A 13,161-nucleotide genomic window follows, 5' to 3' on the forward strand; every position below is an offset into this window, starting at 1 on the left:
GCCCCTCCCGTCATCGGGTCTTCGGAGCGACCTGTCCCCCGGATTGGTCACAGGGGCGCAGGGCGTCGGTAGGGCGGACGGGACTTGAACCCGTGACCGACGGATTATGAGTCCGCTGCTCTGACCAGCTGAGCTACCGCCCCGAGACCGCGGCCGGGCAGCCGCGGAATCGAGACAACGATACCCTGACCCGCGGCCCGTTCAGGCGCTCGACGCAGGCGCGCCCACGCGGGCGGCCCCTGCTCAGGCTGGCGGCGTGCTCGACACGGGGTGCGGCGCCTCGGGCACGGCCTCCCCGCGGTAGATGTGCTCGAACGTCGTCAGCGTGCGCTGGATGTCGTGGGCCTCCACGATGTGCAGCGACTCGTTCTTGAAGCGGTCGAGCTCCTCCTGCGGCAGGGTGAGCACGCGCTCCAGCCGGTCGGCGAGCTGCTGGGCGTCGCCCGGGGCGAAGAGGTAGCCGTTCTCGCCGTCGTGCACGAGGTGCGGCAGCGCCATGGCGTCGGCGGCGACCACGGGCAGTCCGCTCGCCATCGCCTCCATGGTGGCGATGCTCTGCAGCTCGGCGATCGAGGGCATGGCGAAGACGGTGGCGCGCGTGTAGAGGCGCTGCTTCTCCTCCTCGGTGACGTAGCCGGTGAAGGTGACCCGGTCGCCGATGCCGAGCTGCTGGGCCATGGCCTGCAGGTTCTTCAGCTGGTCGCCGCCGCCGACGATGTCGAGCTTCACGTCGAGCGAGTCGGGCAGCAGCTGGATGGCCTTCAGCAGCACGTCGAGGTGCTTCTCACCGGTCACCCGGCCGACGAAGATCACCCGGTTCTCGGTGTGCGGCGCGAAGTCGGGCACGAACAGGGAGGCGTCGACACCGCAGGAGATGGCGTAGACGTCGTGCAGGCCGGTCTCCTTCTCGAAGTAGTCGGCCGCGCGGCGGGTGGGGGCGGTGACGGCGTCGGCGCGCACGAAGGAGCGGCGAGCCGCGGCCCAGGCGAGACCGATCGCCCAGTTCTGCAGGAACTTCGGGATGCCGGTGAAGGCCAGCATGTTCTCGGGCATGAAGTGGTTCGTGCCGACGATGCGGATGCCACGCTTCTCGGCCTCGGTCGAGAGCCCCCGGCCGATGATGATGTGCGACTGGAAGTGCACCACGTCGGGCTGCACCTCGTCGATGATCCGCGCGCTGTTCTGGCGGATTCGCCACGGCATCGCGAAGCGCAGCCAGTCGTGCGGGTACCAGCGCCAGCTGTAGAGGCGGTGCGCGGTGATCACCTGGCCGTCGTAGACCTCCTTCCAGGTGCCGTGCTTGCGGCCTGCGGAGGGGGCCACGACGTGCACGTCGTGTCCGCGCGAGGCGAGACCGGAGGCGAGGTGCTCGGAGAAGCGGGCCGAGCCGTTGACGTCGGGCGAGAAGGTGTCGGCGCCGATCAGGATGCGCAGCGGCCGGTCCGTCGTTCCGGGTGCCGGCCGGGCATCCGGTGCGGTGTTCGGATCACGGGAGTCAGTCAAACCGTCGTCTTCCTTGGAATGGGGGCGGGCCGCACGTCGGCGGATACCGCGGGTTGAGGAGAAAACTACCCTAGTGCTGCGCCTGGGGGTGGTAGCGCGCGAGCCCGAAGACGCCGACGACCGCGATCGCACCGCAGGCGATGAATGCGAACATGGCCCACAGGGGCGCCTGCGAGGCCTCGCCGAGCACCAGGATGCCGATGCCGACGGCGACGAGCGGGTCGATCACGGTGAGGCCGGCGATCACGAGGTCGGGCGGGCCGGAGGAGTAGGCGTTCTGCACGAAGTAGCCGCCGAGCGCCGCGGCGGCGAGCAGGCCGATCAGCGCCAGCACGGTGAGCCACTCGAAGTCGGCCTGGAAGATGCGGCTGATCACGACCTTCGCGAGGGTGGCGACGAAGCCGTAGAGCACGCCCGCGCCGACGATGTAGGCGATGGCCTTGAAGCGGCGGCGCAGGAAGGCGAAGCCCACTGCGAACAGGGCCAGCACGACGGCGAGGATGATCAGGATGACGATCAGCTCGCGGGTGCCGACGGGCTTGTCGACCGCGGTGAAGGCCGCGACGAGCACGAACAGGCCGACGCCGCCGACGCAGAGCACGATCGAGATGATCGAGCTGCGGTTGAGCTTGACCTTGCTGACCCGCGAGTTGAGCACGGCCGTGATCACGAGGGCGACCGCGCCGAGGGGCTGCACCACGATGATCGGCGAGAAGCCGAGGCTGGTGAGCTGGAACACGATCGCGAGACCGAGCATCACGGTGCCGAGCACCCACGACGGGCGGCCGAGCAGCGCCATCATCTGGCGGGCGTTCAGGCCCTTCTCGGCCTGATTGGTGTTCGCCTCGACCTTCGCGACCCCGCGGTGCTGGAACTGGGCGCCCAGGCTGAGGAAGACCGCGCCCACGAGGGCGATCGGGATGCCGATGAACTGCTTCGGGTCGAGAGCGATCGGCTCGGTCAGCTGAAGCATGTCGAGAGGCACCCGTCGACAGTACCGTGCGGGTACCGCGGTTAGGCTTAGCGAATGGCTGTTCTCCCGATTCGGATCTCCGGCGATCCGGTGCTGCACACGCCCGCCTCCCCCGTCGTCGCCATCGACGACGAGCTCCGCGCCCTCGTGGCCGACATGTTCGAGACCATGGACGCGGCGCCCGGAGTGGGCCTCGCCGGCCCGCAGGTCGGCGTGCCGCTGCGGCTGTTCGTCTTCTCGTACACCGAGGACACGGGCGACGACGAGGGCGAGGACACCGGCTCCCTCCGCGAGTACCGCGGCGTCGCCATCAACCCCGAGCTCTACATCTCCCCCACCTCGGTCGAGCCGGCCGACCCCGACACCGAGTCGGAGGGCTGCCTGTCGTTCCCCGGCGAGCGGTTCCCGCTGGTGCGGGGCGCGGCGGCCATCCTCCGGGCCACCGACCTCGACGGCCGACCGTACGAGATCGAGGCCGAGGGGTGGCTCGCGCGCATCTTCCAGCACGAGTTCGACCACCTCGACGGGCTGCTCTACGTCGACCGCATCGACCCGGTGTACGCCAAGGTGGCGCGGAAGATCGAGCGCAAGAAGGGCTGGGGCGTGCCGGGGCTGGCCTGGCTGCCCGGGGTCGACGAGCTCGACGCCTAGGGGTTCACGCCTCGCCCGTTCCTGAAGGGCCGGTTCCTGAAGTGCCGGTTCCTGAAGGTCTGCGCGGCGATGGTGCTCAGGTGAGCATCCGGATGCCCGCGGCGACCAGTGCCGCGGCGATCACCACCACGACGAACGGCACGCGCAGCGCATAGAGCACGGCGGCCACCAGCACGGCCGGCACCCGCGCGTCGAGCTGCACGGCCTGACCGGCCCCGAAGGTCTGCACGCCGATCAGGGCCGCCAGCAGCGCCACCGTCATCAGGTTCGCGACGCGGGCGACGGTGGGGTGCTCGAATGCCTTCGGCGGGATCAGGTAGCCGGCGACCTTGAGCGCGGCGCAGACGATCGAGGCGAGGAGGACGATCTGCCAGGCGGTCACGCTTCGCCTCCCGCCGGCGGGCTCGGCTGGGCCGGCGGTCCGGCCGGCGGCCCGGCTGGCGGCCCGGCTGGCGGCTTCGCGGCGAACAGGTTGAAGCCGCCCACCACGAGGGCGACTCCCGCCGCCACGAGCACGGGCAGGCCGGGCACCAGCACGGGCGTGAGCAGCGTGGCCACCACGGCGGCGGCCACCGCGACGGCGTGCGTCTGGCGCTCCTTCAGTCGCGGCCAGAGCAGCCCCAGGAAGGCTGCTGCCGCGGCGGCGTCGAGCCCGTAGGCGCTGACGTCGCCGAGCAGGTCGCCGATCAGGGCGCCGACGAGGGTGGTGAGGTTCCAGCCGAGGTAGATGGCGAGGCCGGTCACCCAGAAGCCGGCGCGCTGCGCTGCCGGCGTGGTCTGAGCGGTCGAGACGGCGACGGACTCGTCGATGGTCAGCTGCGCGGCGGCCGCCCGGCGCCAGAAGCCGCGGCCGACGACGGGGGCCATCCGGATGGAGTAGAAGACGTTCCGGGTACCGAGCAGTGCGGCGCTCGTGATCGCGGCGGGGCCGGCCGCCAGTCCGCCCGAGGCGAGCACGCCGATCAGGGCGAACTGCGAGCCGCCGGTGAACATCACGAGGCTGAGGAAGCAGGTCTGCCAGACGTCGAGGCCCGAGAGCGTGGCGAGGGCACCGAAGGAGATGCCGTAGACGGCGGTGGCGAGGCCGACGGCGAGGCCGGAGCGGATGGCGGCTCGCTCCTCGGGGGTGCGCTGCCCGGGGGTGCGCGGCCCAGGGGTGCGCTGCTCGGCCATCCCTCGATCCTGCCAGAGGGTGGGAGCAATCCGGGAACCGGCCGTGAGCGGCGCGCAAGCCCTGGCCGCCCCAGGAGGGCGAGCGTAGGGTGCGAAAGACGCACGAGGCTTGTGGGAACGGACGATCGACGATGATTGAGCACGAATACGGGCGGGTGGTGCACCACGGAGGGCGCACGTTCTTCGCCACCGAGACGATGGCCGAGATCTTCGAGGCGGCTGCGGCCGACATCGTGGCGCGGGGCGACACGGAACTGGTGCCGCTGCTGCACCGCGGTGGGGTCGACCTGCTGCTGGTGGGGCCTCGCGTACCGATCGCCGTGCGGCGCATCGAGGTGGGCCGGGCACCGGTGGCGCAGGCGGAGAAGCGCACCGCCGTCTGAGGTCTCGACGCGGAGCCCGACGCCTCGACGCGGAGTCTGACGCCTCGGCCCGGAATTCGGCACGAAGCGCGGCGTGAAGAGTTCAGCCCGAACCGCGGCTTAAAGAAGGAAAGCCTCGCGGGTGGAGCCGCGAGGCCTTCGCTCCCCGACTTGGACTCGAACCAAGAACCTGCCGGTTAACAGCCGGCTGCTCTGCCAATTGAGCTATCGAGGAATGGTGCTGCCGGAACAGCACTCAATACATTACCACCACTTTCGCGGCGCTCCTGACACCTCGGCGTCAGTACCCCGCGGCGGGGTCGACGCGCCCCGCGAACTCGCCGGTCTCGAGGAACGCGCGCACGTTGTGACGCACGCGCGCGGCCAGCAGCGGCGCAATCATCTCGGGCGTGTCCGCCGAGTGCGGGGTGACGATCGCGGTGTCGAGCGAGAAGAGCGGATGCCCGTCGGGCAGCGGCTCGGGATCGGTCACGTCGAGGGCGGCCCCCGCGATGCCACCGCTCTCGAGGGCGGCGACGAGCGCCTCGGTGTCGACGAGCCCCCCGCGCGCGATGTTGACGAGGTGGGCCGTCTCGGGCAGGAGCTCGAGCTGGCGGGCGCCGATCAGCTTGTCGGTGCCGGCGGTGAACGCGGCGGCGACGACCAGCAGGTCGGCCTCGGGCAGCACCTCGTCGAGCTGCTCGACCGGCACGGTGCGGTGGGCGCCCTCGACCGGGTCCGCCGAGCGGCGCACGATGGTGACCGTCACACCGAACGGCTCGAGGAGCCGCAGCAGCTCGAGGGCGATGCCGCCGGCGCCGATGATGACGACGTTCAGCCCGTAGAGCGAGGATCCGATCTTCGGCCCCCAGCTGGTGGCACGGATGCGCGTGGGCAGCTCGCGGAGGAGCGCCAGCGCGAGCGTCAGCGCATGCTCTGCGACGGGCTGGGCGTAGGCGCCCTTGGCGCTCGTCCAGACGAGGCCGGGGCGGTCGTGGTCGCGGATGGACTCGGCGAAGGCGTCGACTCCCGCCCAGGGCAGCTGCACCCAGCCGATGCCGGGGTGGGTCGAGATGATCTCGTCGAACTGCTCGGGGCGGTCGTGGGCGAGCCAGACGATGCCCCGGGTGTCGTCGCCGAGCGGGGCGACGGTGCCGCCGGCCGCTTCGACGGCCTCGACGAAGGTGGGATCGGCCTCGGGCAGCACTGTGATCGGGCCGGGCTCGGGCCGCTCGCCGGCGGGCAGGGCGTCGGCGGCGACCGCGAGCACCTCGCGGTGGCGTCCGTCGAAGGATCGGGATCGGGGCGTCATCGGGCTCCTCGGGTCTCGTCGTCGTTCGGGCTCAGCGGGCCGGCCGGGTCATTGGCGGCGTCGGCGTCGGCGCGGGAGTAGTCGCCCTCGTCGGCGTCCTCGTCGAACTCGTCATCGTCGTCGTCCTCGTCGAACTCGTCGTCGTCGAGCCCGTCGCCGTTCAGCTCCTCCGCGAGGCGGACCACGTACGGGTGCCGCGGGTCGGCCAGCACCTCGTCGATCGGCCCGAGGCCCACCACGACGCCCTCATGAATGACGGCGACCCGGTCGGCGCTCCGCCGCAGCGTGTCGAGATCATGGCTGACGATCAGAGCGCTGGCACCACGGGCCCGCTGCAGGCCGGCGATCACGTCGACCACCGCGCTCCGCACCGAGACGTCGACGCCCGCGGTCGGCTCGTCGGCGATCAGCAGCACCGGGTCGAGGATCAGTCCGCGCGCCACCGCCACCCGCTGCCGCTGCCCGCTGGAGAGCTCGTGCGGCAGCTTCATCATCGAACCCACGGGCAGCAGCAGCGCGTCGACGAGCGTGGCGGCCTTCAGGCCCGCCTCGTGCCGGTCGTAGCGTCTGTCGCGGAGCAGCAGCGGTTCGGCGACGAGCTCGGCCACGGTCATGTTCGAGGTGAGCTTCGACCCGGCGTCCTGCGCCACGTAGCCGACGCCGAGGGTGAGCTTGCCGAGCTTGCCGCGGCGGATGCCGCGCATCTCGAAACCGAGCACCTCGAGACTGCCGCCGATGATGCGCGGCGACGACTCCTTCGAGGCCCGCAGGGCGGCCTGCCCCGACGCCACGTGCGCGAGCGTCGACTTGCCGGAGCCGCTCGACCCCACCAGCCCCACGATCTCCCCGGGGGCCACCGTGAGCGTGAACCCCTTCACGGCGGTGAAGGCGGGACTGACGCTGTGCGAGGGGTACTCGATCGTCACGTCGGAGGCGGAGAGCACGTTTCGTTCGACCATCAGGCTTCGAGCCTAGGCGCGAAGTCGCGCCGGCCCCGACGGCACGGCGGATGCTCGGAGATTGCGCGACCGGGCCCACCGCTCGCTCAGGCGCGGTGCGATCGGGCGCTACTCCCCGACGAAGGCCCGCCGGTCGGCCTCGAGCTGCGCCGACTGGATCTGGATCTCGCGGTAGAGCACGGGCTCCGCCACCCGGTCGGTGCGCTGAAGCCGCAGCACGAGCTCGTCCTTGCGGCGGCTGAGATCGCGCTCGACGAGGGCGCGCACGACTCCGCGCAGGTAGTTCTCGGGCGCGCGCTCGGGTCGCTCCGGAATGGGCGCGACCGCCAGCTGCTCGACCAGGGTGCGGTACTCCGGCGGCACGTCGGCCTGCACCGTCTGCACGAAGTCGGGCTGGTCGAAGTGCTCGACGTTCCGCGCGACCGCGTCACGCACGGCGGCCAGCGGCGCGCTGGCGAAGCCGCAGCCGGTCGACCTGGTGAGGAGCTCGGCACCGATCACGATGGGCGATTGCAGCATGGCCATCAGCGCATCCCGCTCCCGGCGAACAGTGGTGGTGGAGGGCAGCTCGGTGAGGGAGACCGCCGGCACCTGGGCGGGCACGGCCTCGAGGGTCGTCACCGACGCCACCTGGGGGTCGGCCGCCGGCGAGGGCCGGTACCCGCCCTGGCCGCCCGATGCTCCCTGACCACCATGACCGGCCTGGCCACCCTGACCGGCCTGGCCACCCTGACCGCCTCGGCCGTCCTGCACACCGCCGCCCGGCCGCAGCGCTCCGCGGTCGCCACCCGGCGCACCGCCACGATCGCCGCCGTTGCCCTGCCCGTGTCCGTGGCCCTGCCCCGCACCCGAGCCGCCGCTGCGCACCGAACGCTCGACCGCCTGCTGCACCACGTCGAGGTCGGTGCCGAGCATCTTCGCGAGCTGCCGGGTATAGGCCGGCCGGAGCGCCGAGTCGCGGATGTCGGCGACGATCGGTGCCGCATCCCGCAGCGCGGCCACGCGACCCTCGACCGTGTCGAGGTCGTAGGCCGAGAGCTTCTGCCGGATCACGAACTCGAACATCGGCTTCTTGCTCTTGATCAGGCGGCGCACGGCGTCGTCGCCCTTGGCCAGACGCAGGTCGCAGGGGTCGAGGCCGTCGGGCGCGACGGCGACGTAGGTCTGCGCGGCGAAGCGCTGCTCCTCGCTGAACGCGCGGAGGGCCGCCTTCTGGCCCGCGGCGTCGGGGTCGAAGGTGAAGATGACCTCGCCGAGGCCGGCGGAGTCGTCGGAGAGCACCCGCCGCATGATCTTGATGTGGTCGACGCCGAACGACGTGCCGCAGGTCGCCACTGCGGTGGTGACGCCCGCGAGGTGGGCCGCCATGACGTCGGTGTAGCCCTCGACCACGACGACCTGGCGGCTGCGCGCGATGTCGCGCTTGGCGAGGTCGAGCCCGTAGAGCACCTGCGCCTTGTGGTACACGATCGTCTCGGGGGTGTTGAGGTACTTCGGGCCCTTGTCGTCGTCGAACAGCCGGCGCGCGCCGAAGCCGACGGTCTGCCCCGTCTGGTCACGGATCGGCCAGATCAGCCGCCCACGGAAGCGGTCGTAGGTGCCGCGGTCGCCCTGGCTGAGAAGGCCCGCCGCCGTGAGTTCCTGCTCGGTGTAGCCGCGGCCACGGAGGTGCTTGCCGAGGTTGTCCCAGCCCTGCGGGGCGTAGCCCACGCCGAAGCGCGCGGCCGCCGCGGCGTCGAAGCCGCGCTGGCCGAGGAAGGCGCGGCCGGCCTCGGCACCGGGCGAGGTGAGCTGCTCGGCGAAGTACTCCCGAGCCGCCTCGTTCGCCGCGAGGAGGCGGGCCCGGTTGCCCTGGTCGGCCGCCGCTCCCCCGTCTTCGTAGTGCAGCTGGAAGCCGATCTTGGCGGCGAGCCGCTCGACGGCCTCGGAGAAGGTGACGTGGTCCATCTTCTGCAGGAACGTGAAGACGTCGCCGCCCTCGCCGCAGCCGAAGCAGTGGTAGTAGCCCACCTGGGGGCGCACGTGGAAGCTCGGCGAGCGTTCGTCGTGGAACGGGCAGAGCCCCTTCATCGAGCCGACGCCCGCGCTCTTCAGCGTGACGAAGTCGCCGACCACGTCGGCGATGTTGATGCGCGACCGGACCTCGTCGATGTCGTTGCGACGGATCAGTCCTGCCATGTCACCCGCCCTGCCATCTCGCCCACCGGTCCTCCTAGGATAGAGCCCGCCTGGGCCCCTCGGCCGCGAGCAGCTCTTCTCCCAGGCTGCCCTCATCGGCCGGTGCGCAGAGGCGCTCGTACCACGACAGGGCCGTCTGGTCGGTGAGGCTGGCGACCTGGTCGACGACCACCCTGCGGGCGGCCCGGTCGTCGGCGGCGGTGCGCCAGTCGTCGGCGAACGCGGGGTCGAGTGCCGCCCCGTCGCTCTCCCAGAGCCGGTCGGCCAGCTCCATCAGGAGCCCCCGCTGCTGCTGGTAGAGCGGCTGCCTGGCGTCGTTCGACATGACGAACACCGAGACGATGCCCTTGAGCGTCGCGATCTCGGCGGCGACCCAGTCAGGCACGATGACGTCGGCGCCGTAGCGGGTGATGCTCGGCGTCGGGAAGGACTCCCGGGTGGCCCGTGTGGCCGCTCCGGCGAAGCGCCCGATCAGCTGGCTGGTGAGGTTCTTCAGCTTGGCGTGGGCGCGGCGCGAGTCGTCCCACTCCGAGAGCCAGACCTGCAGCGAGTCGAGGCGCTCGAACGCCTCGCTCAACTCGTCGAGCGAGAACCCTCCGCCGGCGCGGGCGTGGATGCTCCGCACCAGATCGGCGTGGTCGACCCGCCGGCCGAGCACCCGCACGTCGATGTAGCCGTTCAGCACGGCGTCTTCGAAGTCGTGCACCGAGTAGGCGATGTCGTCACTGAGATCCATCACCTGGGCCTCGACGCAGAGCTTCCGGGCCGGCGCTCCGGCCCGGAACCAGTCGAACACCGGCGCGTCGTCGTCGTAGACGCCGTACTTCAGCCGGCCGCTCGGGTCTTCGACGGGGTCGGACGCCGCCCACGGGTACTTGCAGCTCGCGTCGAGGCTCGCCCGCGTGAGGTTGAGGCCGTAGCCGTGCCCGCTGTCGTCGAACACCTTCGCCTCGAGGCGGGTGAGGATGCGCAGGCTCTGGGCGTTGCCCTCGAAGCCGCCGATCGACTGCGCCCACTGGTTGAGGGCCTTCTCGCCGTTGTGACCGAACGGCGGATGCCCGAGGTCGTGCGCGAGGCAGGCCGAGTCGACGACGTCGGGGTCGAGGTCGAGGCTGGAGGCGAGCTCCCGCCCGACCTGCGCCACCTCGAGCGAGTGGGTGAGCCGGTTGCGGGCGAAGTCGGCGACGACAGTGGGGCTCAGCACCTGCGTCTTGGCCGCCAGGCGGCGAAGCGATGAGGAGTGCAGGATGCGGGCCCGGTCGCGCTGGAAGTCGCTGCGCCGGGTGTAGTGCTCCTCGGGCAGCATGCGCTCGGCGTCGGACTCGGCGTAGCCCTTCGTGGGCGCGAAGGTCTGCAGGTCGAGGGCGTCAGCCACCGCTGTTCTCCTTCTCGGCCGCGGCGACCTCGGCGCGGCCCGCGGTCTCGAGCGAGCGCGACTCCAGCCAGCGGTCGGGCAACGAGGGGCGCTTCGGGCTGCCGGCGCGGCCGCGGGGGCCCTCGGCGTCGGCGCCCGGGTAGGGCATCGACCAGTCGAGTTCGGCCAGGATCTCGTCCATCTGCTCGAGGCTCTGCACCGTGCTGAGCGCGGCCCGCACCTCGTGCCCCGCCGGATAGCCCTTGAGGTACCAGGCGACGTGCTTGCGGATGTCGCGGCAGGCGCGGCCCTCGTCGTCGTAGAACTCGACCAGCAGCTCGGCGTGCCGGCGGAGGGTCTGCGCGACCACGCCGAGCGACGGCGCCGCCCGCAGGGCCGCCGCCTCCTCGGCCGAGAGCTCGCCCGCGCGCACGCGGAACGCGGCGGCCAGGTCGCCGAACAGCCACGGCCGGCCGAGGCAGCCGCGCCCGACGACCACGCCGTCGCACCCGGTCTCGTCGACCATGCGGATGGCGTCTTCGCCCGACCAGATGTCTCCGTTGCCGAGAACCGGGATGGAGGTGATGGTCTCTTTCAGCGTCGCGATGGCCGACCAGTCGGCCTGACCGCTGTAGAAGTCGCTCGCCGTGCGGGCGTGCAGCGCGATTGCCGCGGCGCCCGCCCCCTCGGCCGCCTTCGCGGCCTCGAGGTAGGTCAGGTGGTCGGAGTCGATGCCCTTGCGCATCTTGACCGTGACGGGCACGTCGCCCGCGGCCTCGACGACCGACTCGACGATCTCGCGGAAGAGGTCGAGCTTCCAGGGCAGCGCGGCTCCCCCGCCCTTCCTGGTGACCTTGGGCACCGGGCAGCCGAAGTTCATGTCGATGTGGTCGGTGCGGTCTTCGTCGACCAGGATGCGGGCGGCCTCGGCCATGGTGGCGGGGTCGACGCCGTAGAGCTGGATCGAGCGGGGCGTCTCGCTCGGGTGGTGGGTGATGAGGCGGAAGGTCGCCTCGTTGCGCTCGACGAGTGCCCGGCTCGTGATCATCTCGCTCACGTAGAGCCCGGCGCCGAACTCGCGGCAGAGCCGGCGGAACGCCGTGTTCGTGATGCCGGCCATGGGCGCGAGCACCACCGGCACGTCGAGCTGGATGGGCCCGATGGCCAGCCGGTCGGGGGTGAGGGTTGAAGTGGACATCGGGTCAATTCTCCCAGACGTGGGCGGCCACGGCGACGCGGCCGGGAATCCTGTGGACGGTTCGGTGGTTCTTCCGACTGTGACGGACAAGACGGACAAGACCGGAAACACGGACAAGACGGACACCCCGGCTGCAGACCGGCCCGCGGGCACCGAGCGCGTGCGCGAGCACGCCCGCCGACTCGGCCTCGAGGTCGAGGTCGTCGAGCGCCCCGAAGCGGGCTCCCTGCAGGAGGCCGCGCGGCTGCTCGAGCTCGCGCCCGGCGACATCGCCAAGAGCCTGGTGGTCAAACGCCACGACGGCGACTTCCTCTTCGCCCTCATCCCGGGCGACCGCCAGATCAGCTGGCCGAAGCTGCGCACCCTCGTCGGAGTCAACAAGCTCTCGATGCCCCACCAGGACGTCGCGCTGGCCGCCACCGGCTACGAGCGCGGCACGATCACCCCGCTCGGCAGCAGCACCGCGTGGCCCGTCTACCTCGACGAGTCCTTGGCCGGCCGCCGCATCGCGATGGGTGCGGGTGCGCACGGCCACAGCGCCTACGTCGACGCGGATGCGCTGGCCGCGGCCCTCGGCGCGACGGTCGCCGACATCAGCGAACCGCTGCCGCCGCGCTGACCGGGCCCGCCGCGCCGGCGGGGCCCACCACCGCGTCCGGCTCAGAACGAGCAGGAGTCGCCCTCGCAGCTCGCCCCGGGAGCCCCCAGCACGGTCAGCGGGGGTGCGACGGCGGGAACGGGACCGGTCGCCCCGGCCGGAGCCTCGGCACGAGCATCCGTCGCCGTCATGAGCCGACCTCGACCCGCTCGCCGGCCACCTGGGCCAGCACCTGGGCGAACGTCGCCGGATCCTGAGCGCCCGAGACCCCGTACTTGCCCTCGAAGACGAAGAACGGCACGCCCTGGATGCCGAGTTCCTGCGCCTGGCGCTGGTCGGCCCGCACGGCGTCGACGTTCTCGCCCGACTCGAGCGAGCGCACGACGTCGGCGCGGTCGAGTCCGAGTTCGGCGGCCAGGTCGGCCAGGTCCTCGATGCGGCCGACGTGCCGGCCCTCGACGAAGTAGGCCTTGAGCAGGCGTTCCTTCATCTCGAGCTGCAGCCCGTGCGCTTTGGCGTAGTGCATCAGCTCGTGCGCCTTGACGGTGTTGGTGTGCTTCAGGGCGTCGTAGTCGTAGTCGAGCCCGACGGAGGAGGCGATGCCGGTCACGCGCTCGAGCATCTGCGACGCCTGCTCGGCCGGGATCCCCTTGTGGCCCGAGAGGAACTCGATCTCGTCGCCGTCGAAGTCGACGGGGGTGTCGGGCGAGAGCTCGAACGAGTGGTACTCGATCTCGACGGGAACGGAGCCCTCGGTCGAGGCGTACTCCTCGATGCCGAACTCGAGCTTGCGCTTGCCGATGTAGCACCACGGGCAGGCGATGTCGCTCCAGATGTCGATCTTGATGGCCTCGGGCGTTGAAGAATCAGTCACCTCATCGGCAACGCGAACGGATGCCC

14 protein-coding genes and 2 tRNA genes are annotated in these 13,161 nt (G+C 71.4%); 3 read left to right on the top strand and 13 right to left on the bottom strand.

Going from position 1 to position 13,161, the window contains the following annotated elements; genetic code table 11:
• Positions 1-69: 69 nt before the first annotated feature.
• From HQQ85_RS03695 to HQQ85_RS03705, 3 genes are all read right to left on the bottom strand, one after another.
• Positions 70-143, bottom strand: a tRNA-Ile gene (locus tag HQQ85_RS03695).
• A 100-nt stretch (positions 144-243) separates the two neighbouring features.
• Positions 244-1,503, bottom strand: coding sequence for a glycosyltransferase (locus HQQ85_RS03700; protein WP_216851415.1), 1,260 nt, complete (start codon positions 1,501-1,503; stop codon positions 244-246).
• Positions 1,504-1,573: 70 nt separating this feature from the next.
• Positions 1,574-2,476 (bottom strand): DMT family transporter, encoded by a 903-nt coding sequence (locus HQQ85_RS03705; RefSeq protein ID WP_173181135.1) that lies wholly within the window; start codon positions 2,474-2,476, stop codon positions 1,574-1,576.
• 54 nt (positions 2,477-2,530) lie between these two features.
• On the opposite strand from HQQ85_RS03705, the gene def reads away from it, so the two are divergent.
• Complete coding sequence (gene def / locus HQQ85_RS03710) at positions 2,531-3,127, top strand: peptide deformylase (RefSeq protein WP_173181136.1); 597 nt, start codon at positions 2,531-2,533, stop codon at positions 3,125-3,127.
• A 76-nt stretch (positions 3,128-3,203) separates the two neighbouring features.
• On the opposite strand, the gene HQQ85_RS03715 is transcribed toward def, so the two are convergent.
• On the bottom strand, positions 3,204-3,509 hold the full coding sequence (locus tag HQQ85_RS03715; RefSeq protein WP_173181137.1) for an AzlD domain-containing protein: 306 nt from the start codon (positions 3,507-3,509) through the stop codon (positions 3,204-3,206).
• Complete coding sequence (locus HQQ85_RS03720; protein WP_173181138.1) at positions 3,506-4,300, bottom strand: AzlC family ABC transporter permease; 795 nt, start codon at positions 4,298-4,300, stop codon at positions 3,506-3,508. The genes HQQ85_RS03715 and HQQ85_RS03720 overlap by 4 nt, the downstream gene beginning before the upstream one ends.
• 131 nt (positions 4,301-4,431) lie before the next feature.
• On the opposite strand from HQQ85_RS03720, the gene HQQ85_RS03725 reads away from it, so the two are divergent.
• Positions 4,432-4,683 (top strand): hypothetical protein, encoded by a 252-nt coding sequence (locus HQQ85_RS03725; protein ID WP_173181139.1) that lies wholly within the window; start codon positions 4,432-4,434, stop codon positions 4,681-4,683.
• 141 nt (positions 4,684-4,824) lie between these two features.
• On the opposite strand, the gene HQQ85_RS03730 is transcribed toward HQQ85_RS03725, so the two are convergent.
• The 6 genes from HQQ85_RS03730 to dusB form a co-directional block, all read right to left on the bottom strand.
• Positions 4,825-4,897 (bottom strand) — tRNA-Asn (locus HQQ85_RS03730).
• A 66-nt stretch (positions 4,898-4,963) separates the two neighbouring features.
• Positions 4,964-5,974 carry a D-isomer specific 2-hydroxyacid dehydrogenase family protein gene (locus HQQ85_RS03735; RefSeq protein ID WP_173181140.1) on the bottom strand — a complete coding sequence of 337 codons (1,011 nt, stop codon included), beginning with the start codon at positions 5,972-5,974 and terminating at the stop codon, positions 4,964-4,966.
• The gene (locus HQQ85_RS03740; RefSeq protein WP_173181141.1) at positions 5,971-6,933 is read right to left on the bottom strand and encodes an ATP-binding cassette domain-containing protein; all 963 of its coding nucleotides are present in this window, start codon (positions 6,931-6,933) and stop codon (positions 5,971-5,973) included. Before HQQ85_RS03740 ends, HQQ85_RS03735 begins: the two co-directional genes overlap by 4 nt.
• A gap of 108 nt (positions 6,934-7,041) precedes the next feature.
• The gene (gene dnaG / locus HQQ85_RS03745) at positions 7,042-9,111 is read right to left on the bottom strand and encodes a DNA primase (protein ID WP_173181142.1); all 2,070 of its coding nucleotides are present in this window, start codon (positions 9,109-9,111) and stop codon (positions 7,042-7,044) included.
• A gap of 34 nt (positions 9,112-9,145) precedes the next feature.
• Entirely contained in the window at positions 9,146-10,486 is a 1,341-nt protein-coding gene (locus HQQ85_RS03750; RefSeq protein ID WP_371741746.1) for a deoxyguanosinetriphosphate triphosphohydrolase, read from the bottom strand.
• Positions 10,479-11,663 (bottom strand): tRNA dihydrouridine synthase DusB, encoded by a 1,185-nt coding sequence (dusB, locus tag HQQ85_RS03755; protein ID WP_173181143.1) that lies wholly within the window; start codon positions 11,661-11,663, stop codon positions 10,479-10,481. The genes HQQ85_RS03750 and dusB overlap by 8 nt, the downstream gene beginning before the upstream one ends.
• 160 nt (positions 11,664-11,823) lie before the next feature.
• On the opposite strand from dusB, the gene HQQ85_RS03760 reads away from it, so the two are divergent.
• The gene (locus HQQ85_RS03760) at positions 11,824-12,282 is read left to right on the top strand and encodes a YbaK/EbsC family protein (protein ID WP_173181704.1); all 459 of its coding nucleotides are present in this window, start codon (positions 11,824-11,826) and stop codon (positions 12,280-12,282) included.
• Between the two features lie 41 nt (positions 12,283-12,323).
• Here HQQ85_RS03760 and HQQ85_RS21290 read toward each other — a convergent pair whose 3' ends face one another.
• Positions 12,324-12,452: a hypothetical protein gene (locus HQQ85_RS21290; protein ID WP_256430627.1), complete on the bottom strand. Its 129-nt coding sequence runs from the start codon at positions 12,450-12,452 to the stop codon at positions 12,324-12,326.
• A complete protein-coding gene (locus HQQ85_RS03765) occupies positions 12,449-13,135 on the bottom strand; it encodes a DsbA family protein (RefSeq protein ID WP_371741747.1) in 687 nt (228 codons plus the stop codon). Before HQQ85_RS03765 ends, HQQ85_RS21290 begins: the two co-directional genes overlap by 4 nt.
• Positions 13,136-13,161 lie beyond the last annotated feature (26 nt).

Source organism: Herbiconiux sp. VKM Ac-2851 (genome assembly GCF_013205105.1).
Lineage (GTDB): Bacteria > Actinomycetota > Actinomycetes > Actinomycetales > Microbacteriaceae > Herbiconiux > Herbiconiux flava.